General features: G+C 50.4%; 20 protein-coding genes. 11 read left to right on the forward strand and 9 right to left on the reverse strand.

Annotation, left to right across the window (positions count from 1 at the left end; genetic code table 11):
* Window positions 1-71 precede the first annotated feature (71 nt).
* Together N8M53_RS05780 and lhgO are read left to right on the forward strand one after the other, a co-directional pair.
* Window positions 72-2,225, forward strand: a complete 2,154-nt coding sequence (locus N8M53_RS05780) for a TRAP transporter permease (protein WP_269579809.1) — start codon at window positions 72-74, stop codon at window positions 2,223-2,225.
* A 7-nt stretch (window positions 2,226-2,232) separates the two neighbouring features.
* Window positions 2,233-3,468: an L-2-hydroxyglutarate oxidase gene (gene lhgO, locus N8M53_RS05785; protein WP_269579810.1), complete on the forward strand. Its 1,236-nt coding sequence runs from the start codon at window positions 2,233-2,235 to the stop codon at window positions 3,466-3,468.
* 59 nt (window positions 3,469-3,527) lie between these two features.
* On the opposite strand, the gene N8M53_RS05790 is transcribed toward lhgO, so the two are convergent.
* Window positions 3,528-4,172, reverse strand: coding sequence for an NAD(P)-dependent oxidoreductase (locus N8M53_RS05790; RefSeq protein ID WP_269579811.1), 645 nt, complete (start codon window positions 4,170-4,172; stop codon window positions 3,528-3,530).
* Window positions 4,173-4,382: 210 nt separating this feature from the next.
* Here N8M53_RS05790 and N8M53_RS05795 point away from each other — a divergent pair, with 210 nt between their 5' ends.
* From N8M53_RS05795 to N8M53_RS05815, 5 genes are all read left to right on the forward strand, one after another.
* Window positions 4,383-4,970, forward strand: a complete 588-nt coding sequence (locus N8M53_RS05795; RefSeq protein ID WP_269579812.1) for a GNAT family N-acetyltransferase — start codon at window positions 4,383-4,385, stop codon at window positions 4,968-4,970.
* A gap of 80 nt (window positions 4,971-5,050) precedes the next feature.
* The gene (locus N8M53_RS05800; protein ID WP_269579813.1) at window positions 5,051-5,572 is read left to right on the forward strand and encodes a GNAT family N-acetyltransferase; all 522 of its coding nucleotides are present in this window, start codon (window positions 5,051-5,053) and stop codon (window positions 5,570-5,572) included.
* Entirely contained in the window at window positions 5,565-6,122 is a 558-nt protein-coding gene (locus N8M53_RS05805) for a GNAT family protein (protein ID WP_332301570.1), read from the forward strand. The genes N8M53_RS05800 and N8M53_RS05805 overlap by 8 nt, the downstream gene beginning before the upstream one ends.
* Before the next feature lie 100 nt (window positions 6,123-6,222).
* Window positions 6,223-6,438 carry a VF530 family DNA-binding protein gene (locus N8M53_RS05810; protein ID WP_046073336.1) on the forward strand — a complete coding sequence of 72 codons (216 nt, stop codon included), beginning with the start codon at window positions 6,223-6,225 and terminating at the stop codon, window positions 6,436-6,438.
* Window positions 6,439-6,583: 145 nt separating this feature from the next.
* Window positions 6,584-7,057 (forward strand): 2TM domain-containing protein, encoded by a 474-nt coding sequence (locus N8M53_RS05815; protein ID WP_269579814.1) that lies wholly within the window; start codon window positions 6,584-6,586, stop codon window positions 7,055-7,057.
* 67 nt (window positions 7,058-7,124) lie between these two features.
* On the opposite strand, the gene N8M53_RS05820 is transcribed toward N8M53_RS05815, so the two are convergent.
* From N8M53_RS05820 to N8M53_RS05835, 4 genes are all read right to left on the reverse strand, one after another.
* A complete protein-coding gene (locus N8M53_RS05820) occupies window positions 7,125-7,823 on the reverse strand; it encodes a gamma-glutamyl-gamma-aminobutyrate hydrolase family protein (protein WP_269579815.1) in 699 nt (232 codons plus the stop codon).
* A complete protein-coding gene (locus N8M53_RS05825; protein WP_269579816.1) occupies window positions 7,799-8,806 on the reverse strand; it encodes an amidoligase family protein in 1,008 nt (335 codons plus the stop codon). Before N8M53_RS05825 ends, N8M53_RS05820 begins: the two co-directional genes overlap by 25 nt.
* A gap of 129 nt (window positions 8,807-8,935) precedes the next feature.
* Window positions 8,936-10,915, reverse strand: coding sequence for a hypothetical protein (locus N8M53_RS05830; RefSeq protein WP_269579817.1), 1,980 nt, complete (start codon window positions 10,913-10,915; stop codon window positions 8,936-8,938).
* A complete protein-coding gene (locus N8M53_RS05835; protein ID WP_077651347.1) occupies window positions 10,908-12,134 on the reverse strand; it encodes an ATP-grasp domain-containing protein in 1,227 nt (408 codons plus the stop codon). The genes N8M53_RS05830 and N8M53_RS05835 overlap by 8 nt, the downstream gene beginning before the upstream one ends.
* 327 nt (window positions 12,135-12,461) lie before the next feature.
* Between N8M53_RS05835 and N8M53_RS05840 the strand changes: the two genes are divergently transcribed.
* A complete protein-coding gene (locus tag N8M53_RS05840) occupies window positions 12,462-13,709 on the forward strand; it encodes an NAD(P)/FAD-dependent oxidoreductase (protein WP_269579818.1) in 1,248 nt (415 codons plus the stop codon).
* 84 nt (window positions 13,710-13,793) lie between these two features.
* Here the strand turns inward: N8M53_RS05840 and N8M53_RS05845 are convergent, their stop codons facing one another.
* Window positions 13,794-14,723: a DMT family transporter gene (locus N8M53_RS05845; protein ID WP_269579819.1), complete on the reverse strand. Its 930-nt coding sequence runs from the start codon at window positions 14,721-14,723 to the stop codon at window positions 13,794-13,796.
* 90 nt (window positions 14,724-14,813) lie between these two features.
* On the opposite strand from N8M53_RS05845, the gene N8M53_RS05850 reads away from it, so the two are divergent.
* Entirely contained in the window at window positions 14,814-15,707 is an 894-nt protein-coding gene (locus N8M53_RS05850) for a LysR family transcriptional regulator (RefSeq protein ID WP_269579820.1), read from the forward strand.
* An 81-nt stretch (window positions 15,708-15,788) separates the two neighbouring features.
* On the opposite strand, the gene N8M53_RS05855 is transcribed toward N8M53_RS05850, so the two are convergent.
* Together N8M53_RS05855 and N8M53_RS05860 are read right to left on the reverse strand one after the other, a co-directional pair.
* On the reverse strand, window positions 15,789-18,881 hold the full coding sequence (locus N8M53_RS05855; protein ID WP_077673915.1) for an efflux RND transporter permease subunit: 3,093 nt from the start codon (window positions 18,879-18,881) through the stop codon (window positions 15,789-15,791).
* Between the two features lie 10 nt (window positions 18,882-18,891).
* On the reverse strand, window positions 18,892-20,013 hold the full coding sequence (locus tag N8M53_RS05860; protein WP_269579821.1) for an efflux RND transporter periplasmic adaptor subunit: 1,122 nt from the start codon (window positions 20,011-20,013) through the stop codon (window positions 18,892-18,894).
* A 205-nt stretch (window positions 20,014-20,218) separates the two neighbouring features.
* Between N8M53_RS05860 and N8M53_RS05865 the strand changes: the two genes are divergently transcribed.
* Complete coding sequence (locus N8M53_RS05865; RefSeq protein WP_269579822.1) at window positions 20,219-20,794, forward strand: nucleoside deaminase; 576 nt, start codon at window positions 20,219-20,221, stop codon at window positions 20,792-20,794.
* Window positions 20,795-20,837: 43 nt separating this feature from the next.
* Here the strand turns inward: N8M53_RS05865 and N8M53_RS05870 are convergent, their stop codons facing one another.
* The gene (locus N8M53_RS05870) at window positions 20,838-22,853 is read right to left on the reverse strand and encodes a BCCT family transporter (protein ID WP_269579823.1); all 2,016 of its coding nucleotides are present in this window, start codon (window positions 22,851-22,853) and stop codon (window positions 20,838-20,840) included.
* A gap of 259 nt (window positions 22,854-23,112) precedes the next feature.
* Here N8M53_RS05870 and N8M53_RS05875 point away from each other — a divergent pair, with 259 nt between their 5' ends.
* On the forward strand, window positions 23,113-24,015 hold the full coding sequence (locus N8M53_RS05875; RefSeq protein ID WP_269579824.1) for a LysR substrate-binding domain-containing protein: 903 nt from the start codon (window positions 23,113-23,115) through the stop codon (window positions 24,013-24,015).
* The last annotated feature ends 89 nt before the right edge of the window (window positions 24,016-24,104 follow it).

The raw sequence follows: 24,104 nt of genomic DNA on the forward strand, positions 1-24,104 counted from the left end.
CCGGGATGGCTCGGAGCGCTTATCGAGATCAAAGATTGCATGGAAACGCAGACACTGCTTGGAGTAAAGGGATGAGCGAGCCAGTTAAGCATCAGTCAGTTGAGCAAGAGCCAGATGAAACAGCGTTGGAGAAATTTGAATTACCCACACGCGATGACTTTCCCTGGGTGACCACCACCATCACTGTGCTGGGCGTGGTGTTGTCTGTATTGCACATTTGGTTTAACACCTTATCAACGCTTCCCGAGTTATGGATTTCGGCGACACACTTTGCGGGGTTTGCGGTGATTTGTGCGCTTTGGTACCCGGCACATATCTCTTTGAAGCGGAATAAAATAGCGCTGGCGGTCGATATTTTTATCGCGTTAGGTGCAGTGGCGTGTCTGCTATATATCCCTTATGCCGAAGATGCGTTATACGCGCGTGGGGTAAAATTTGTTACTGCTGATTGGGTATTCGCCAGCTTAGCCATTGTGATTGTGGTGGAGCTGATTCGTCGTACCATGGGGTGGTTTATTCCCATTTTGATTATGGTGTGCTTGAGCTATGTCGTGCTGTGGGGCGAGTGGGCGTCGGGGATTTTTCACTTTCCCGGCTTGAGCCTAGAAACCCTGTTATATCGCAGTTACTACTCCTCGGAGGGGATGTTTGGCGCGATCACCCGAATTAGCTGGACGTTCGTGTTCATGTTCATCTTATTTGGCGCCTTTCTTGTTCGCTCTGGGGTTGGGGATTACATCATCAATGTGGCGCGTGCGGCCGCGGGCAAAATTATCGGTGGACCGGGCTTTATTGCGGTGATTGGCTCTGGGTTAATGGGGTCAGTGTCAGGCTCGAGCGTAGCGAATACCGTATCCACCGGGGTGATCAGTATTCCTTTAATGCAAAAAGCCGGTTTTCCGTCGCGCTTTGCTGCTGGGGTCGAGGCATCGGCTTCAACTGGGGGACAATTAATGCCACCCGTAATGGGGGCGGGGGCGTTTATCATGGCCTCGTACACCCAAATTCCTTACGTGGATATTATTGCCGTATCACTGGTTCCTGCGCTGATCTACTTTCTTTCGGTGGGCTTTTTCGTGCGCATCGAAGCAAAGCGCAGCGGCGTGCAAAAGATTGTTACCACTGAAGACTCCTTATTGATGGTGCTTCTCCGCGGTTGGCATAACCTGATCCCCCTTGCGGTGCTTGTCACCTTGTTGATTAAAGGCTTCACGCCCACCTATGCCGCGGGTATTTCGATTATCTCTGTGATTTTCGCTTCCTGGTTTTCTAAAGAGCATCGGATGGGGCCGAAAGCGATCATCGAGGCCTTGGCGCAAGGGGCAAAAAATATGGCCACTACCGCCATTTTGCTCGTGGGTATTGGTTTGGTGGTGAATGTGATCAGCACCACGGGTATCGGTAATACGTTCTCGCTGATGATTGATGGTTGGGCGAACGGTGATCTGTTTATGATGCTGGTGCTAATTGCTGTCGCCTCGTTAGTGTTAGGGATGGGCTTACCAGTGACCGCTGCCTATATCGTACTGGGCACCTTGTCAGCTCCCGCACTGTATAAGCTTATCGCTGAAAACCAATTGTTGGAGCTGCTGGTATCAGGCCAGCTTCCCGAGCAAGCCAAGGCGATATTTATGTTGGCGGCCCCAGACAAACTCGATCTTTTAAATGCGCCCATGACCATGGAAACCGCTAAGCAAATGGTTGCCTTAGTGCCGGCTGACTTTATGGAAACTTTGTTAGAGCAAAGCTTAGGGCTGGAGGCGGTCAGTTTGGCTCTGCTTGCTGCGCACTTGATTATTTTTTGGTTATCGCAAGACAGTAACGTGACGCCACCGTTTTGTTTGACGGCATTTGCGGCGGCCACCATTGCTAAAACGCCGCCGATGCGAACCGGGCTGATGGCGTGGAAAATTGCCAAAGGCTTGTATCTCGTGCCTTTGCTCATTGCTTATACCAGCTTGGTCAGCTGGGATATCGCCTCGGTGTTAGAGGTTGGCTTTTTTGCCATTATTGGCACGTATGCCTTAATTGGCGCGATTGAAGGGTATCTTGAAGGGCCGATTAACTGGCTAAGCCGCCTTTGTCTATTAATGATTGGTGCCTTATTAGTGTGGCACGATATTCCGTTGTGGCTTCGCTTAGTGAGCGTCGTTGGGTTTGTGAGCCTGTTTATATACAGTGGGCGCAAGTATCAGTTGCAACAATCTCAGCTGCCAGTGTCATGAGGCGTGTATGAAATCTGTTTATGATTATGTAGTTGTCGGTGGTGGTATTGTTGGCGCGTCCACGGCTTGGCAGTTAAAACAGCGTTATCCTGGCTGCTCTGTGCTGCTGGTGGAAAAAGAGGCAAGCGTTGCCCAGCACCAAACCGGGCATAACAGTGGCGTGATCCACGCGGGTGTCTATTATCCACCAGGCAGTTTAAAAGCCGACTTCTGTAAACGAGGGGCGGCACTGACCATTGAGTTTTGCGCCAAACACGGTATTGCGGTCGAAAACTGCGGCAAGCTATTGGTCGCCACCAACGAGCAAGAGATGGCTCGGATGCAGGCGCTCTATGAACGTTGCTTAACTAATGATATCGACGTGCGCTGGCTGGATGCGGCGGAGCTTCATGCTGAAGAGCCGAATGTTAAAGGCTTAGGTGCCATTGCGGTTCGCGCGACCAGCATTGTTGACTATCGGCGGGTGACCGAGCAAATGGTGTGTGAGTTTGAAGCGCTCGGCGGTGTCACCCAACTCAGTACAGGAGTGATTGGAGCCAGCGAAGCGGTTGAACAAGTCACTCTCCATTGCCAAGCAAGCGGGGAGCGCCTGACGATTCAATGCCAATTTGTGGTGACATGCAGTGGGTTGATGGCAGATAGAATGACCAAAATGATGGGGATCCCAACCGCGTTTCAAATTATCCCTTACCGCGGTGAGTACTATCAACTTGCGAGCCAGTACCAAGGCTTTGTGAATCACCTTATCTATCCGATTCCCGATCCCGACTTACCTTTTTTAGGTGTCCATCTCACGCGGATGATAGACGGCTCCATTACGGTGGGACCTAACGCTGTGCAAGGCTGGAAGCGAGAAGGCTATGGCAAGGTCAATCTCAGTCTAAAAGATACCTGGCAAATGCTAACGTTTGCGGGCTTTTGGAAAGTGACCATCAACAACTTAAAGACTGGCTTGGTCGAGCTGAAAAACTCGTGGTGGAAGCCGGGCTACGTCAAACAAGTCAATAAATACTGTCCGACAATAAAAGCTAAGGATTTGAAGCCTTATCCTGCGGGGATCCGAGCTCAAGCGGTGCTAAGTGACGGCACCTTGGTACACGACTTTCTGTTTGCCGAAAGTGCGCGGAGTTTACACGTGTGCAATGCGCCATCGCCAGCCGCGACCTCTGCGATGCCGATTGGTGAATACATTTGTGACAAGGTGACGCAAAAACAGCAGTGGCTCAGTAGTGAGGCTGATTAGCGTTACATATTGGAAAGCAAAAGCCAGCGCCTACACTCGGCCGCTGGCTCTTACTTTGATTATTGGTAACCCACAGTAAATGCTTGTTGCAAATGCTTAGGGGTTTCGGCCTCATCAAGCATGGCGACCGCGAAGTCTTCCATTGAAATGCGAGACTGTCCGTCACTATCTGTCACTAAGGTGTCTGTCCCCAATGTGTACTGACCGGTGCGTGTGCCAGGTGCGATCATGGCGGCAGGTGAGAGGTAGCTCCAAATCACATCTTGGCTGGCGAGGCACTGTTCATATTGCACTTGGCACGCGCGTGCAATCTCAACCGCTGAGGCGGGAAGAAAGCCCTCTGCGTTTAACACGGTTTCACCGTCAGTGCCCGGAATCATCAGTCGAGCGGCACCGCCGACAATCAGAACGCGCATTTGATGATGTGCTGCGCCTTGGACGACTGCTTGGGTTAACACGGGTAATTGTGCTTCTTCGCCTGTCGGTGGACGTAACGCCGTAATGGCAAGATCATGACTAGCCATTACCGATGCCACCTTGTCCGCATCGCTCAAATTGGCGGCGACAGGTTTTACGCCGTCGGGTAGCTTGCTGAATGCCGCCTCGTTACGTGTCACTGCTGTGACCTTATGGCCGCGTTGCAACGCTTCCGACACAATTCGACTGCCAATATCGCCCGTGGCACCAAATACGATTATATTCATTGTGTTAGTCTCCATGTTATGACTCCTGTGTGTCCTTATGCCGCGCAATAGCCAGTAAAAAGGGTGGCTGTTATACGCTTGTGGTTAAACCATGCTGAACTGATTAAGTTGTGATTAATTATTTGTCTTGATGTAAAGATAATTGCTAAAAATCTTTACGTCAAGATAAGTGTGTGAGTGTTTTTTATTGAAGAAGATTGAGGGGAGCCAATGGATATAGCGATCCGGCAAGGATGGCCACTTGAGCAAGCACAAAAAGTGGCTGAGCTCTATGAGCAGGCGTTTGGGATGAAGTTTGCACGGGCAATCCCTAATCAGGCAGCGCGCGTGGCGGTGTTGTCCCAGTGTTTTGTTCCAGACTTTTCGTTTGCTGCTATGCAAAACGGCAAGGTGGTGGGGTTGGCTGGGTTTCAAACTCAAGCCGGCGCACTGACACAGGGCATGGGCGCGAAACAGTTGATCGATAGTTTGGGGCCTATCAAAGGCATTTGGGCCTGCGCGATATTGGCGTTGTTTGAGCGTAAAGCGGCACACAATGAATTGGTGATGGATGGCATTGCTGTTGATAGCGCGATACGTGGTCAGGGGATTGGCTCCCAATTATTGGATGCCATTCTCGATTATGCCCAAGCACATGGCTTTGAAAGCGTTCGGTTGGATGTGATTGATAGTAACCCCAGAGCCCGCAAGCTCTATCAAGCCAAAGGTTTTGTCGCCACTAAAGAAGACCGCTTTCCGCACCTAAAATGGCTGGTTGGCTTTTCAGGCGCCACCACCATGGTTAAGGCGCTGAACTAAAACAACAAGAGAGACAAGGATGTTTATTTCTCAATATCAATGAGATAGCCTAGCTTTAAGACAGGAATTGGAACAAGCACATGGAATTAGTCGTCCCCGCACACCATCATCAAGCAGCCTTTACGCGCTTTTATGATGATTTTGCTCAGTTTGACCCCGAGAATGCCGGTTATTATCGACCGGGGAAAGACGATTTCCCCACTTACGTGACGCGGTTAACGGATGAGTCATTGGGTAAAAACCTTCGTAAAGGTTATGTGCCGTGTAGTCATTTTTGGCTGCTTGATGCTGAGCCACAAATCATTGGCGCAATTCGGATCCGCCATCACATTAATACGCCATTTCTATCTCAAGAAGCCGGACACATTGGTTACGATATTGCGCCGTCATATCGTGGACGCGGATGCGGCAAGCAAATGTTAGCCTTAGCGCTGCCCAAGGCAAGAGAACTGGGGATCATTCGCGCCCTCATTACCGCGAATGAAGACAATATGGCATCGCGCAAAGTGATTGAAGCCAATGGCGGCATGTTAGAAAACATCATCGATGGTGAAGTGTTCAATGAATCATTGGCGCGGTACTGGGTGGACATTAATGGATGACTCCCCGCGCGTAGACCAACTGGACAGCGATCGTCTGTTGCTGGTGGCACCCAATATGACCCATCAGCCTTTCATTTTAGAAGCCGTATTGGAAAGCCAGCACACCCTTGCTCCTTTTATGGATTGGCTTCCGCACGCGCTGACCGAATCGAGCTCAGTTGAAAACACCCAACAAGCGATTGATGACTTCGACATGTTTATTAATGAGCTACGCTACTCGATTTTTGAAAAGTCGACGGGGCAACTGGTGGGTGTGATCAGCTTAATCATCCGTAATATCGCGATTCCTTATTTTGAAATAGGCTATTGGCTGCGGAGCTCTAAAGAAGGCCTTGGCTATATGAGCGAAGCGGTGAGGACGCTAGAGCAGTACGCGTTTGATGGCCTTAATGCCAAGCGAGTTGAAATCAAAACCGCCTACGAAAACACCCGCAGCCGCGCGGTGGCCGAGCGTTGTGGGTATCACCAAGAGGCGACTCTTACCAATGACCGTATCTTGCCGAGCGGCGCCATTTCTAGCACTGTGGTTTATGCTAAAGTGGCGGAATGAAATAAGACTGAGTGGATCAGTTGATCTCGCGTTTTGCAATATCGTCACGTAGAGTAGCGCTTTTATTGACGAGCGCGTGCTCGAGTTGCTGAGAACCCTTATGGATACACAACCTAATAACCCGCTGCACGGGTTAACCCTACAAACGATTTTGACCCGTTTGGTTGAACACTATGGTTGGTCAGGCCTCTACCAACACATCAATGTGAACTGTTTTTCTAACGATCCTTCGATGAAATCATCGTTGAAATTTTTGCGTAAAACGCAGTGGGCGCGCGATAAGGTCGAAGCCTTGTATATTGATACCTTTTGCTAAGGGTAAAATACGCGGATTGGCTATTGGGTGGTTTTTTGTAAGTGATTGATTTTAAATAACTGTCGTTAAGGTGTCGGGATGCTGTCGTGGTAATGTCGCCCCCATTTTGCATAGTGTCGATAGGGAAGAGCACAAAGGAGCAAGGATGAACGTGAAAGCACTCAGAGTTCAAAAAGGGTGGTCGCAAGACCAATTAGCACAATTTAGTGGGTTAAGTGTTCGAACGATTCAACGTATCGAGCGCGGCCACAAACCCGGATTGGAGTCGCTGAAATCGTTGGCTGCTGTGTTTGATATCGACATTACTGATTTGCAAAAGGAGACAGACATGCAGGCAGATACTTCAATCAGTTCTGAAGAAAGAGCGATTGCCAATCGCGTCCGTGCCCTCGGCGGGTTTTATTCTCATTTGACGCGCTATGTGGTCGTGATGGCGATTTTGTTTATTATCAACTGGCAAACTAGCCCCGGCTATTACTGGGCTTGGTGGGCTGCAATGGGATGGGGGATTGCAGTGGTCAGCCACGGTGTCAGTGCTCTGGGCATTGTCGATCTCTTTGGTGATAAGTGGGAAAAACGCCAAATAGAGAAGCGACTGAACGCGCGGTCAAAGCGTTAATCGCTACCTGATAACGCCGAGCGAATGTGCCTCGGCGTTTTTGTTTTTCACCAACTAACAGACATGTTTACTGAGAGGCCGCTTGTTGCTGCTGGAAGCGCGTTGCGTGCTCGACTAAGCCTTTGAACAGCGCACGCTGACAGCCAAGATACAGCAAAAATTCCGGATGCCACTGAACCCCCAGTGTATAGGGGCGGTTGGGCGACTCAATGGCTTGTACAATGCCATCTAAATCACGTGCGCTAACCGTTAAATCCTCGCCTAACGCGTTAATCGCTTGGTTGTGCAGGCTGTTTATTTTGCGTCTGCCTTGTCCCAGTCGTTGCTGGATGTGGCCGTTGACATCACGCAATATACACAAGGTTTTCATCGGGAATATTGTCCAGCGATGAGAGGTTTTTTTACGTTGCTCGCGCAAGCTTTGGTGCAAGGTGCCGCCTAAGCAAATGTTGAGAAGTTGCGCACCACGGCAAATCCCCAGCAAGGGCTTTTGGCTTGCTAGCGCGCTTTTGATAACCGCGCTCTCCAGGGCATCGCGTTCAGAATCGTAGTTGGGTTTGACTTCGGGCTCCGCAGCATACAAAACAGGCTCGACATCATGCCCGCCGGTAATCACTACGCCATGATAGGCGTCTGGATCTAAGGCGGTTCCGGGGTGCAACTGTAACGGTTTGCCACCGTAAAGTTTAACTGCCGCGGCAACAAAAAAACGTGGCAGCCTTGCGCCTTTACTCGGGCCGGTTATTGCGATGACGGGTTTATCCATAAATTGTGCACCTTTTCCGCCCAGTTATTGACGATACGCGCTAATGGGTCGTTGAGATAGCCCAAATAGGCTTTGCAACATGCGTCCAATCGCGCAGGATCGGCGGCGAGTTTTTCGACTTCCACCCAATCGTTCCATGCTTCGTGAATGCCCCAGTTTGGTTGGCTGACTTTGCTATCCGGCAACCGATAATGAAACGTGGGCCGCGCTTGTGTGAGCCCATCATTAATGACTTTATTCACTCGCTCAGCATCAAGGTGAGTGAATAAGGGCAGCATATCTAGCGCACGGTTTCGCGTGGGATTATCCGCAAGGTAGTCATCAATCAGGGTATTCAGATCCGGCCAATAATCAGCGGCTAGCACACGTTCAATATATGCTTTCGGGAAAGGGTCGACGTAGTTGGTTAGACGTCGCGATAGATCAATGTCGGCCCGTTTTAAAAGCCAGTCATACAAACATAAAAATGCTTTTAAATGCGCACAGATTGTCTTGGCAGTTAAATCAGGCAGCTCTGGATTGAGCTGCATGCCGAATGCATAAACTGGGCTGTCTTCGGTTCCTTCAGCGCCTTGCTGGCGGAGATGAGCAATGAGTCGGTCAACCTCTTGCAAGCGGTCAAGCGGGAGAGGTGGGCCGACAATTTCTACGGGGACAAAGGCTTTTGCCGCCCATGCCAAGAGATCTTCGGCGGATTGATCCAGTCGATTGGTCACGGTGTTTTCACTGCGATCGCTTTGTCCCAAGCGCTTGAGTTTGGCATAGTCGAGCTCAACCACCCAGTCTCCGGCTTTGTCTCCGTCCAAGCGACGGTCATACCGGCCACCACGTTTAACGCTAAGAGAGAAAAAATCAGCCACTAATTGGGTGATGGTATCCAGTTCTAGGCCACTGAGCTCTATCTCAACGCCTACGCGACGCGTTTTCCCCTCAGCGTTTGAGGTCTGAGGCGGTGTTTTCAGTGGTGAATGTGGCGCATCCATGGTTGTGTAGCCTCATTTTTTATCAACTTACACTAATAGGTGGGGATAAGTCTTTGACACTTAAAGGCCTGGTTGAATAAATAATAACCACCTGTTCAGTGGGATAGCTAGCACTGAACAGGTTGGTTGTTAGCCATTAACAGCGATGTCCGGGCTGTTTTCTACGCGATCCTGCGCCCAGCTCTCGAGAGCCATACGCTTTATCTCATTAATCGCATCGTCCGGCAGTGCGCTTTTAACACCGACCTGGATGGTGTCGTCGTGGTATAGGTATAGACGGGACAAAAATTGCTCAAAGGGCAGGGAGGCTTCCCCGTACTGTTCTCCTTTCCCTTGCGTTGACACCACGACGCCATGTCCCCAGTCTTGGCCGCTATCATTATTGGGGTTGTAGAAATACACCCGCATGATGCTGTCTTGATCGAGGGCAATACGTATCAAAGTGATTGCATGCCAGCCGACAAATCGACCCTGGCTGCTGGTGACGGCGATCCCTACCGGTTGGGGGTGTATAACGGGGATATTGCCGTTATAAAGTGGATGATAACTGCGGTAGAAGCGCTCGATAAAACTATCAAACTCTTTGAGTTGTCCTGTTTTAACGTCAACCGCAATCATGAACTCTCGTCCCACGTACCAACCATGGAACTCGGGGTTGATCCATTTATGCGGGTCTTGCTCACGATTAACACAAAGCCGACCCATTTCAATATAAAGTTTGTCCAGATGTGGGACGAGGACAACTGAAACTGGATCGGTATCAAATGGTAACGCGGTGCTTAGTCCCTGCAAGAGGGTATGAGAGTCTAACGATTGTCCTTCAAAATGCATGCGGAGGCTTTGGTTACACGCCACTTGCACAATACAGTTGAGTAGGTAATCGGGGTCATTATATGCCCACATGGATATCGCGCGTGCCGATTGGCAAGTCGGATTGTTACCTTGAGCCACACCCAGCGGCTGGCCAAGCACTGACATGACACCTGCTAGCAGGTGAACGCGCGCAGGTAGCTGGTCACCAAAGGCGAGGGTAAGCGTCGCAGCGACGTCTGGATGCAGATTGAGATGAATCTGGCGCCACAGACTCGGGGCGACAGGCGCATCGAACAGTACACCCCGCTCCAGCATCATTGCCAAACCATACACAGCTTGCGCGGTTTGCGGATAAATGGCTTCCTGGATCAGTGTGTGCACAAGCTGACGATAGGTCACTAGGCAGTCTAAACCAGTATTACTTAAACCTAGCGCGGTGGGGAGTGTGTCGCTGCCCTCATTGTCCAGTAACCATCGTAAAAATATGGCGTGGTAATCAGAGGCTAAACCGACATCGTGCATCGCCCGTGCAAAGCCCATCGCCTCCTGTTGCAAAGCATTGCTGTCCATTGCATTCAAACGCTCGCAGTAAGCGTCCAACCCCGGATCGTCATAGCAGCCCTGGGTTGGGCCGTATAACGCACTAACAAGGCGATCGATGCCGAGCTTGGCTTCACCTAAGTTAATCTGTTCTTGCGACACCAAGATAGAAATCTGATTGATCATCGCCTTAATTGGATTGACCTGAATGGGGCGCTGCGCGAGTACACGCCAAACTTCATCAACCAGCTCGCTGAGAATGGTTTCATAGCCCAAATGGCTGAGAATAAAACGATATAGGGTGCTAATGGCAGGGGCCGTTGCGCCGAGTCGAATACGGCTCGACTCATCGGTAAGACCCATTACGAGTGCTAAATTGAGGCTTAAGACTTTGGCAAGAAATTGGTGTGCTTCTTGTTGGGAAAAAGGCGGGGAAGAGAGCTTCCCCTCGACGATAGCCAGCATTCGAAGCTGGCTGAGACAATCTAGCACCACGGTGGCTTTGTCGGCATGCGCGAGTGTGTCTGGCACGAGATTCGGTACGAGATACTCGGGCTGCCCCCAATCTGTGCCCTCAAAAAGGCCTGCCTCTGTGAGCGAGACAATGCGAGAGTACAGTTGGTTAATGCCGTCATCCTGCGCCAATACACGCCCACAAATATCAATCACATGAAATTGGTGGCGTGCTTTGGCGATGGAACTCACTTGACCAAGTTGTTCAACGGCATGATCAAGCTTATTCAGTAAGCTAGACATAGAAATCAAGATCTTCCTGTGCTTTTAATAAGTCACGCATAACGTGTGGGTCTTCACCATAAAAGTGTAGCAAGCCCCAGTGTGTGCCAAATGCACTGCGTTTAGGCACTTTCCCTTCCATCGGTGATTGTAGTTCATGGAACTCAAAGTACTCGTGATTCTCGGTCTCTTCAGGAATGGCTAATTGACTCACCACCCGGCGTCTTGGATAGACCCCAAAGGTACCTGCGACCCCTTTTGCATCTTTGATAGGCGTTGGGAAAAAGGCCTCTAGCTCCTCATCAGTCGTGTGTGGGTCGAAGGCGACGACCATGCCTTGATAGCAGTTAAAATCGTAGACACGTTCAATAATTTCAAAGCCTTGGAAACCGGGTGGGCGGTAAGCCACTTCACCGAAGTACATTTGCCCATCGTTGGTCACAAAGTATTCAGGGTGGATAAAGCCAAAATCAATATCAAACGCTTCGATCAGCTTCTCGATTTCCTGGGTCACTTTTTCCCGATATTTTTCCAACTCGGGGGAGGCAGGAACAAACACTGAGTAGCCGAGAGTGACGTATTCGGAGATGTTTAGAAACTGGATCTTGCGGTTTTTAATAAATGCTTCGACCGCGAACTCCCAACCATCGAGGTGGCTTTCCATCAATAGCGGAAACTCTTCATCGGAGACACGGTCGAGATCATCAGGCTCACGCACCATCCAATGGCCTTCGCAGCCAGCTTTGTCAAAGGCTTTCAGGTGAATGGGATCGTTGGGGTCGCCATCAAGTTTGAGCAACGCTTGGTTAACTCGACGTAGAAAACGAACGACATCAGATTTGTCTTGCGCTTCTTCAAAGATCCCAACCCGAATACCGCCGATTTGTGCACGGCGTTTCATCAAAGACTTATCACGGAAGAGAAGTGACTGTCCCATCAGTTTGGGGTTTTTAAGCAGCACGGCGTTAATAGCGCCGGCCCACTCTACGGTTTCTTCGAACAGTGGAATGGCGACATCGACACCCATTTCTTGCAAGGTGGTGGCAATTTCAAATGAGCGATCGTTGAGGCGCTCAAAGTCCCACGGTAAATAGGGGATATCGTGTTCTTTGGCATACTCTTCTGCCCATGTTGGGGCAACAACGACATATTTACGATCGAAACGGCTAATCGCATCAATTGCATTTAGGCTCCATCCCAGGATGGCGACGAAGCCTTTGTTTGGATCATAGTCAGCCATATTGCTTCCTTCTACGTCGAATGTGTTCCATCACTCTCACATAGCTAGGTGTAAATAGTAACCACGTGTCCCTGTTTCTCTGCTGGAAGTGTGCGCTAGTTAGCTGGAATCAGTAAAAACAGTGAATTGTTTCATTGATAGCGATTCGCTTGCTTGAGCGCACATGTCAGGCACTCATAGTGGTAGAAAAACTGTGAGATAAATTGTGAAACGCCTCTACCCGCGTGGGTTAAAAGATTGTAACTTATGAGCAAAAAGCAAACACCTGTCATTTATCAGAGAAAAGTACAATAAACGCATAATTTCAAGTTATTCAGGGAGCGAAGTATGGCAAAACGGGTAGTGGTATTAGGTGCAGGCATGGTCGGTGTGTCGGTGGCGTGGCACCTTTTAAACCGAGGTTACGATGTCACAGTTATTGATAGGGTGAGCCCCGGACAAGAGACCTCGTTTGGCAATGCCGGGATCATTCAGCGCGAAGCAGTGAGGCCTTATGCCTTTCCGCGTGATCTTGCCACCTTGTTGCGTGTATTGCCGAATCGTTCCGTCGACATCCGCTACCGTCCCACCAGTGTGATCCGAGCCGCCCACCCGTTATTACAATATTGGCACTATTCCAGTGAGAGTAAATATAAACAATTGGTGCCAGAGTATGCGGCGCTAATCATGCAATCTTTAGAGACTCATGAGGAGATGATTACATCGGCTCAAGCGGAGTCATTGATCCGTAAAGAGGGTTACCTAAAGCTATTCCGCACCCAAAAAGCCTTAGACGAAGAGTGTGCGCGAGCTGCGTCAGATAAGGCGCTCTACGGCGTGGAATACCAGGTGCTAGACGGTGAGCAAGTGGCGCGAATGGAGCCCAGTTTAACTGCCCCGGTTGCAGGTGCAATCCACTGGAAGCAACCCTGGACTGTCACTGATCCTGGCGCCTTGGTTAAGGCTTATGCCGACGATGTCATCGCTAAGGGCGGTGAGGTAAAGCTCGCGAACTTGCAATCATTGCAACAAAGTGGCGAACAATGGGTGATTAATACCGATGACGGTCAGTTACATGCTGACCAAGTCGTAATGGCAATGGGCCCTTGGTCCTCTTACTGGTTGCGTCAACAAGGTCTGGAAGTGCCTCTGTTTACCAAGCGTGGCTATCATATGCATTACCAAAGCGATGAGAAAAAGCCGCTTAATCATTGGATCATGGATGCCGAAGTGGGGTACTTATTAGCACCGATGCGCGCAGGTGTCCGTTTAACTACGGGCGCAGAGCTAACCGCCTTGGATGCGCCCATGGATCAGAGTCAGCTTCTAGCCGCCGAGCAAGAAGCGCGGGCTTTGTATCCGATCGGTGAACGTGTTGATGAAACGCCATGGAAAGGTGGGCGTCCATGCATGCCCGACATGAAGCCGGTGATAGGTGAGGCACCCGAACGAAAAGGGCTGTGGTTAGCCTTTGGCCACGGACATCAAGGATTTACGCTAGGCCCAGCCACAGGAAAATTGCTAGGGCAAATGATGGACGGAGAAACCCCGGACGTCGACATGCACCCATATAGCGTTACTCGGTTTGCAAGATAGTGCATACCAATAATGGGCAGCGCATTGTGGCCATGACTCCATGGTGCGCCCCCATTAACATTTAATTGTATTACACCAGTACGACTACGCGACGCGAGCAACGCGCCAATAGCGTGGGTGAGGGAGGCGTGGCAGCAATAGCCCAGCGATCACAATCACAATGCCCACCACCTGAAGTTGGCTCACGGCTTGTCCCATCAAAAATGCGGTGAGTACCGCGAACACAGGCACAAAGTTAAAAAAGAGTGCCGCATTGGCTGAACCTAGATGGCGCACACCGTTGAGCCAGAGTAAGTAACCGGCGACAGTACCCAGCACACCGATATACAGGAGTTCGGAGACGGCCAGCGGACTTGCAGCCCAGACTTCGCCAAATGGATGAACCTTTGGGGTCAGTGCACACATGATACCAATGACGGTTGTGCCACTCAGCATGCCCAAAAACGTGTAGGGGATCACCGGCATCCAGCGGCCAATGCCTTGGCTGAAGAAGGTGTATGCACTCCATGCAAACATGCCAGTAAAAATCATCTGATCGCCTTGGTTAAAGTTTAATTGGCTGAGCATCTGCCATTGACCATTGGTGATCACCACAAGCACGCCAGATAAACTCACCACCAAGCTGAAAACTTGCCCTTTACGTGGCAATGCGCGAATCGCGATACAGGCGATAAGTGAAGTGACTAGCGGGTTGAGCGCCATGATTAATGACCCATTGGTCGCTTGGGTATACTCGAGCCCAGTGAACAAACAGAGGTTCAGGCCGCCAATGCCTACGGCGCTGACGGTGGTTGCCCACAGCCATTGTTTAGCGCTGAGTGTGGGGACGCGGGTACGGGTGAGCTTGAGATAAACGCCTAGACACATTGCGGCGACGGCAAAGCGCCAAAAGACCAAGGTGAGCGCATTCACTTCATTCAGCGCATCTTTACCAATTGGAAACGTGCTGCCCCAAAAAAAGGCACATAAAATGAGAAGGGCAACGGCTTTCCACAGTGAAGCAGTAGTTGTCATAGCAAGACCTGACTTGTTGAGTGATGTGCGCTAGTGTATAAGTTTCAAAATATGAATAAACCGGCAATATCAGAACGGTAGATTCCAAATATGAAACCTAACTATTCGTTAGACGATTTGCGCTGTTTTTGTACCGTGGCGCAGCTAGGGAGCTTTAAAGCCGCGGCGCAGCAGCTTGCCATGCCACAATCCACCCTAAGTCGTCGTATTCGCCAGCTTGAACAGGATCTTGCTCTGCGTTTACTCAATCGCGATGCACATCGTATCTCGCTGACCCAAATTGGTCATCGCTACTTTGATCGTGCCGCAGGATTGTTCGATGAGTTGCAGGCACTCAATGATGATCTCGTCAGTGAGAAACATCACCCCCAAGGCAAAATTCGTATTAGCGCACCGATCAATGCCGGTAAACAGTTTTTACGCCGGGTCTTTTTCGACTTTATGCGTGAGTACCCCGAGATTCAACTGGATCTTAACTTTTCCAATAGCTTGATAGATATTGAAGCGGAAGGCATGGATGTGGTGTTTCGGGTTGGGAATCCAGTGGTAGAAAATTGGATTGCACGGCCGCTAACCGATATTCACTTCATTTTGTGTGCCAGTCCTGACAGTGACTATCACGACGTGCGCTCACCCAATGATCTGAGTGGTCAGCCGGTGGTGATTTGTCATCCGATGACGGTTTGGGAGCTCACACACCATCAAACGGGGGAAGCGTTTGATTATCAAGCCACCACGGGCATACGTGCCGAAGTGGATGAAATTGAAATGTTAACCCATGCCGTGCAGGCCGGATTTGGCATTGGCTATATTCCTGATTATTCCGCGCTACCTTTGATAGAACAGGGCGAATTACAGCGCGTATTGCCGCAATGGTGCAGTCGAGCGCGTACGCTATTTTTGCTCTATCGAGACCGCGAACAAGTGCCTTTGCGCGTTCGATTGCTGGTGGAATTCGTCCTCGCGCGTTTTACATCCTCTTAGCGCGTAATCAGGCATAAAAGGGCTGATTTCCGATATAAAAGGGGCCACGTTTCAGTGGCCCCAATAGGTACGATTTTTCGATTAATCACTATGGTGCGTGTGCGCTGGCGATAACTCGGTGGATGCCGGCGTGATGGTTTTGGCTAAGAACAGATACATGGCAGGCACCACGAACAGGGTGAACAAGGTGCCCAATGTCATCCCACTGGCAATCACTAATCCCATCGCAAAACGGGCGCCTGCGCCGGCTCCTGAGGCAATTAAGAGCGGGATCATGGCGAGCACCGTCGCTGCCGTGGTCATCAAGATCGGGCGCAAACGGATGGCGGTCGCTTCTTCAATCGCCTCACGTTTGGTTCGTCCTTCTTGTTGGAGCTGATTGGCGAACTCGACGATCAGTATCCCGTGTTTAGCAATCAGGCCAACGAGGGTAAGCAAGCCGACTTGGGTGTATATGTTCAAGGTGGTAAATCCGAGGCTGATAAATATCAGCGCGCCACAGACACTCATTGGCACGGTGACCAAAATAATGATCGCGTTTTTAAACGACTCAAACTGCGCCGCTAAGATCAAGAAAATCACAATCAAAGCAAAGAAGAAGGTCACGACCAGTTGCTGGCCTTCGCTCATAAACTGGCGTGACTGTCCGGCATAATCGACACTAAAGCCTGCTGGCAATTCTGTCGCTGCAATCTCTTCGAGTACACCCAGCGCTTCCCCCAAAGGCACGCCAGGGCGAGGCACACCGGAAATTTTCACCGCATTCAGCTGCTGAAAACCGCGCAATGCTTGGGGCTGCACACTTTCCTCTAAGGTCACTAACGTTGATAGCTGAACCAATTCACCGTCTTGGTTGCGGGTATAAAACTGGCGCAATTGTTCTGGCGTGAGACGTTCATTACGCGCCACTTGGGGGATCACTCGGTAAGAGCGGTTTTCCAGTGAAAAGCGTCCCGCATCAGCCCCAGATAACAATGAGCCCATATCCGCGGCAAGCTGTTGCATGCTCACGCCCATCAAAGCCGCCTTTTCACGGTCGATGTTGACCGTTTGTTTGGGGCGGTCAATGCTCAGATCGGTATCGACAAAGATAAAGCGCCCCGTTTGCATCGCTTTGCCCACGATATTGTTCGCCACTTCATTAATCGCTTCAAAGGGTTGTGTCGAACCGATAATAAATTCAACCGGCGTCCCGCCTCCCGGAGACGGCAGTGAAGGGGGCACCAAGGCAAAGCTACTTAAGCTTGGTTGGCTGTCCATAAAGGGTTGGATTTCGTTTTCCAAGATCGCTTGGGTACTGCGCTCTCGCTCATCCCATGGCGCAAGTACAATACCCGCGATTGCGTTATTGGTGCCGCCAGAGCCATTGATAATAAAGACGTTGTCGATTTCTGGTACATCGTCAATCAGTCGGTTTAATTCGTCAGTACTGGCAGACAACGCATCCAGCGTGGTTTGGCTGTCGGCTTCGAGGATGGAGAACACAAACCCTTGGTCTTCAGCGGGCTCAAGCTCAGAGGGACTGGTGATAAACAAGAAATAGCAAGACACTAAAACAATCGCGCCAAACGTAAGGATCACCGCATTGGTATTCAACAAGCTATGGAGTGTGCGTTGGTAGCGATGATGCAATCGGTCAAACTGCTTATCCAGCCAGTGCTCAAGGGAGCGCTCTTGGGTCGCTTTATCCGCCTGATAGGGCTTGAGCACATAGGCACACATCATGGGCGAGAGCGTAAGCGCCACCACTCCGGATAAGATCACCGACGCGGCGAGGGTAAAGGCAAATTCAACAAACAGTACCCCGGTTAAGCCACCAACAAAGCCGATGGGCAGGAATACTGCGACCAAGGTGGTCGACATGGTGATAATCGGCCACGCCAGTTCGCGCGCGCCCTCAAGCGCGGCTTGTGTTCGGCTTTTGCCTTCTTCGATATGGCGGTGCACGTTTTCAAGCATGATAATCGCATCATCGACCACCACACCGATTGCAAGCACCATGGCAAGCAGTGTCAGTAGGTTGATGGAAAACCCTAGCAGCCACATTAAAAAGAAGGTGCCGATGAGCGATACGGGGATCGCGACCGCAGGAATAATCACTGAGCGTAACGACCCCAAAAAGCCATAGATGACAAACACCACGATGGCTAAGGCGAGAATAATCGATATCACCACTTCATCAATGGCGTTATCAATATACTCGGTTGAGTCATAGGCGATATACGCCGATAGCCCTTGAGGCAATTGGGTGGTAATGTCGGCATCCCACACCTGATTCACCGCCTCAATCACATCCAGCGCGTTGGCATCTGGCGAGACTTCGATGCCGATAAAGGTGGCATCAAGCCCATTAAAGTTCACCGACGTTTGGTAACTTTCGGCGCCGAGCTCAACGGTTGCCACATCACTCAAACGCACAACAGATTGGCCATCACTGCTGATCACCAAATCTTCAAATTGCTTAACGTCATGAATGTCAGTGGCAGCGTTCAAATCAATCGCCACGTCTTGGCCTTTGGTGCGCCCCAGCGTAGCAAGCACATTATTGCTGCGCAGGGCGGCAATCACATCCGTGCCTGTGAGATCGTAAGCGGCCATTTTGACCGAGTCGAGCCAGATCCGCATCGCAAAGCTACTGGCACCCAACACATCAGCACGCTGGACACCGGGAATCGTCGACAGTTGTGGCTCGACCACCCGGACCAAGTAATCGGTAATTTGATTGTCAGTGAGGACGTCAGAGTAGAAGGCGAGGTACATTGCCGCGACGGTTTCCCCCACCTGCAGGGTAACGACGGGCTCACGGGCATCATCTGGTAGCTCAGAGCGCACCTTATTCACCTGTGCAGCAATTTGCGTGAGTGCTTCATTCGGATCGTAATCGAGACGCAAGTAGGCCTCAATGGTGCTCACACCGGCGGTTGAAGTCGAGACTAAGTAATCAATCCCTTCGGAGGCAGCAATTTCACGCTCTAGCGGCGTGGTGATAAACCCTTGAATCAAATCAGCATCTGCACCGATATAAGTGGTAGAGACACTCACCACCGCATTTTTGATCTCGGGGAATTGGCGTACATTCATGTCCGTGATAGCGCGTAAGCCGAGCAAGATAATGAATAGGCTCACTACGGAGGCCAAAACGGGTTTCTTGATAAAGACGTCGGTAAATCGCATCGAATCGCTCCTATTGATTCACAACGTTGGGATCAAGATCTTCGCTTGGCTGAACTCGTTCGTTGTCACTGATCTTGATGTTGCTGCCATTACGGAGCTTGAGGAGGCCGGAGGTAACGATACGGTCACCGGGTTGAAGGCCGTCTTTAATCACAATCATGTCACCGCGGCGCGCGCCCGTTTGCACAAAGCGCTGTTGGACCGTCAATGCATCGTCTTGCTCTTGGATCACGAATACCGCGTTGCCATACGGGTTAAATTGAATCGCGCTTTGTGGTGCCAGCAAGACATTTTGCGTTTCTTCACCTTGATCAAGACTCACGCGTGCGAACATGCCTGACCGTAAAATGGTATCTGGGTTGTCAAAGGTAGCTTGAATGTCGACACTGCGACTCGAGGGCGTGACAACCGGCGAAATCGCAGTCACTGTGCCGGTAAAGACCTCGTCGGGCTGTGCGCTAATCGTGGCAGAAACGGTTTGGCCATTTCTCAGCGTGCTGAGCTGCTGCTCGGGTAAGGTAAAGTTGAGGTGGATGGGAGTCACTGACGTGAGTGTCGCAACGGCTGTCCCCGGCGCAATGAGTTGGCCAAGACTGACTTCTCGGATGCCAATGATGCCGTCGAAAGGCGCGGTTAATGCCTTTTGCTCGATGCGCGCTTTTTGGCTGTCGACGGCGGCGATCGCTTGCTTGGCTTCACTTTCTTTGCGCTTTAGCTCAGATTCAGAGACATTTTTGTCTTTAAACAGCCGTTGATAGCGTCTCAACTCAAGTTGAGCAAGCTCTGCGACGGACTCGAGCCGACGAAGCTCTGCTTCATCAACACTGGCATCCAAGGTGACCAGTAATTGTCCCTTTTTCACCGATGTCGCATTGTCGAACAAGATATTGTTGACGATGCCGCTTGCCTCGGTGGTTAGCTGGGTGTCATTAATGGCCGCAAAGCTACCAATGGTGGTTTGTTGTTCTCGCCAAGGGTGGGTTGAGACTGTGGTGGCCGTCACGGTGACCGTAGGGGCAGGCATGTTGTCAAAGAATTGGTTCATAAAATGGTTGCCTACCGCTTTGTAAGCAAAAATTCCCCCAAAAAGGAGACCACATGCGACTAACATAATAATCAAACGTTTTATCATAAAAATCCCTGAACAGAGTTGCTATCACCACCCTTGGCTAACAAGTACAGACGAAGGCGCAAAAGGTCGATTAAACCAATAACAAATATCGAATTGACCAATACAAACCTTATCACTGTTTGGTTCATTAATTGGGAGTAAATTGATGATCTTGTGGTATGACGCAGCTTAACGTTATCTGTCAGATGGAATAAGGAGAGAGCGGATGCTATTAAATGCAAACAGTACGGTGAGCGAAGCGGCGCTGCGTGCCATGGCACATATGCCAACGCGCAGTTTGCCGGTGCTGGTGGATAACAGCTTCAGCCAAAAACTAACTGATGCGGACTTGATGCGCATTGCGGTGCTGCTAGCCCAAAAAAGCGCTGAAGAAGGAGGATGCCCCATCGGCGCGGTGATTATTGACAATGAGACCCGCCAAATTGTGGGTAAAGGACACAACACCTTGGTGCAAGAGAATCACCCCTACAACCACGGTGAAACGGCCGCAATACGTGATGCCGGGCGAATTGATTTTAGCCAAACAACCTTGTTTACCAGTTTAAGCCCATGCGATGTGTGTGCGACATTGATCACCATGCGCGGTTTCTCTCGCGTGGTGGTGGGGGATGTCACCAGTGCGAGCGGTAACGAGACGATGCTGCAAGAGAAAGGGGTGACGGTTGATGTGCTGGAAGATCCGCAGGGCATTGCGTTGTATCAGCAATTTAGAGCCGAGCACCCCGAACAAGAGTTGGAAGATTGGCAAGGTGTGAGCGCCGTAAACGCTCGACAAGGATGAAGCGCCGCCCAAAGGCGGCGCTAGTGAGTCGACAAAATAAGATTTAGCTATTGATCACGTGCAGAAAGTGCAGATGCTTTTCGTAGTGATCCAGCATATCTTCAATCACTTGCGCTTGGTTATAGCCCGCAATATTGTATTGTTGTCCACCTTCTCGCAAGAATACCTCTGCGCGATAATGATGTGGCGTATCCAATGTCTCATTATCCGCTAAGGTTTTCAGGTTAAATGTGTGGCTCGCGTAGGCACGGGCTCGTACTCCGTAAATAAAATCAGGGTCATTACCGTGGTGAACTCGCAGATAGCAGCGATCGTGTTCGCGGTTGATACTGACATCCAGCGCCTGTTTCTCAAGCTCTTCAGCGACCGCACGCATCGCGGGCTCAATGGTTTTATCCAACATCACCGCAATTTCCTGCCACTCAGGTGAAGCAACCAAGGTTTGTAGACGATTTTGCCAGTTTTCTGCGTAATGTGGGCTATGGCGTGTCACATTGCCCGGTATCGTCGCCAGATGCTGAAGGCTATCACGTTTGAGCGCCTCCATTTTTAAGGCTTTAAGCAAACCAAAGCCAACGGCGAGTAAAATGACTGCAAAAGGCAGTGCCGAAGTCAGAGAGGCCGCTTGCAGTGCAGATAACACATTGCTACCGCCAGCCACGACTAACGCTGAGGCAACTAAACCTTCAGCGAGTGCCCAGAATATACGCAATTTTACCGGCGACTCGCCATTGTCCTTGGACGTTAAGGTATCAATCACCAACGAACCCGAATCGGATGAGGTGACAAAAAAGGTGATCACTAATAAGGTTGCAATCACGGAGGATACCCCCGCCAACGGGAAGTTATCCAAAAAATGGAATAACGATGTTGAACTGTTGGCAAACACTTGGTCTACCAAGTTTGGCATAGTGTTGGTAAGAATACCGTGTAGCGCGGTATCGCCAAACACAGTTAGCCAAATAAAGGTGACACCGACAGGGACAAAAATAACACCTAGAATGAATTCGCGAATTGTCCGACCGCGAGATATCCTTGCGATAAACATCCCTACAAACGGTGACCAAGCGATAAACCACGCCCAGTAAAAGAGTGTCCAACCCCCTAAGAAGCCATCTGTACTCTCATCACCCGTGTAGGCGTAAGCATTAAATGTCATATCAACCATTGATGACAAATAGGTGCCAATATTTTGCCCCAACGTTTCGAAAATAAAGAGGGTAGGCCCCACCGCCACGACAAAAAGTAACAAGGCAACCGCTAGCCAGAGGTTTAAATCAGATAGCCGACGGATGCCGCCATCGAGTCCTAGCACGACTGAGATGGTGGCGAGTCCTGTCACACAAGCAATCAACACTAATTGCACACTGGTTGTGGTTGGAATATCAAATAAATAGTTTAAGCCCGCGTTTATTTGCATCACGCCCAAGCCCAAAGAGGTAGCAATACCAAACATGGTGCCAAAAACTGCAAATACGTCGACGGTATAACCAATAGGGCCATGAATACGTTTGCCAATTAGAGGATAAAGCGCCGAGCTAATGCGCAGGGGTAAACGATGGCGAAAACTAAAATAGGCGAGGGCAAGAGCGACAATGGCATAAACGCCCCATGCGTGTAATCCCCAATGGAAAAAGGTCATGCGCATTGCAGCTTTAGCCGCTTCTGCGGTATTACCCTCGCCAACCACTGGCGTCGCATAGTGAAATACTGGCTCGGCAACCCCATAGAAAATCAACCCGATTCCCATGCCAGCAGAAAAAAGCATCGCAAACCATGAGTGGTAGCTGAACTCGGGCTCACTGTGATCCGGGCCCAGCTTAAATTGGCCATAGCGGCTCAGTGCAAAAATCAAGGCCAGGCCAAGGTATAGCCCCATCGCGAGTAAGTAAAACCAGCCAAAGGTGTCGATGATCCAAGCTTGCGCGCTACCAAACAGCGCGCCGGCGGTATCTGGCATGCTAATGGTAAAAATAACAAAAGCCGCGATTAAAGCGGCGGCAGGATAAAATACCGGCGGGTTAATGCCCGCGCTTATTGATGATTGTTCGTGACGCATAATGAGTTTATTTGCCTGTGAGTGATAAATTGTCGGGTTAACGTGTTCTTTTTTTCGAGCGACCGTTAATCCAAGCCATTGGTGGCATCGCAGGCATATACAGTGCGGGAAACGAATCTCGAGATGACTGATATTGAGGCGATTTCTTCTGATTCATCGCGTCTCTCCTTATCTCTGTGTTCAGTGAATGTGTTGGTGTACTTTGGCGAAAACGCTACAATCATGAAAACGAATTTTTATAATAAGGTCATCACAAATCATGATGCATGAGTCAAGCACCGTGCGAGAGCTCGATCTCGTGGTTCTTAAAACCTTTGTTACCGTGGTAGAAAAGGGCAGCTTTACCCGAGCAGGAGAGAGCTTATACCTTGCGCAATCTACCGTGAGTGCACATATGAAACGGCTTGAGGCGCTATTTGAAAAACCGCTGCTGCAACGAGGGCAGACTGCTGTACTGCCTACTCCTGCAGGTGAGCGGTTATTGGCCCATGCCAGACAGCTACTCAGGCAAAATGCGCTCGCTTGGCAAGAGATGACCGACCAACGGCTAGACGGCGTCGTTCGTTTAGGGATCCCCGATGACTACTTAATCTATCTTCCTGAGGCACTCTCTATGTTTGAGGCTCGTTATCCAGGGGTAGAGCTTGAGGTGAGCTGTGGTTTGAGTGTCGAACTGGTACAAGAAGTAAAAGCCGGTGCGCTAGATATCGCGATAACGACACGTCAGCCTAACAGCCCGGGTGGTGAAGTATTGCGCGCCGAGCCGATGACGTGGGTCACGGGTGTGGGGCACGATACGCATCAGCGCCAACCTCTACCTTTGGCGCTGTCTAAGCAAGGGGTGTGTATTTTTCGAGAGCGTGCACTGGCGGCCTTAACATCAGCCGGTATTACCCATCGCATTGCGTATTCAAGCGCAAGTTTGTCAGGGCTTTCGTCAGCGGTTCGTGCAGGGCTGGCGATTACGGTGTTGACGCCATCGATGATGGGGGAAGGGCTTAGGGCACTTGGCGAAGAGGAAGGATTACCGAAACTCCCCAATACTGAAATTACGTTGCATCAGCGTCACGGTGATTTATCGGGGGCTGCCATTGCACTCATACAACAGTTGCGTGACAGTGTCATTTTCAAACCACATCAAGATGTGCTCGTCAATAAATAGAGGGGCGTGTATTGGTTTGATGGTTGAGGGTATGACGTATCGCAAACATGGACGCTTTACTGCGCTGACACAACAAAACATTCGGTTAT

It is taken from the genome of Salinivibrio kushneri (assembly GCF_027286325.1).
In the GTDB taxonomy this organism is placed as follows: domain Bacteria; phylum Pseudomonadota; class Gammaproteobacteria; order Enterobacterales; family Vibrionaceae; genus Salinivibrio; species Salinivibrio kushneri_A.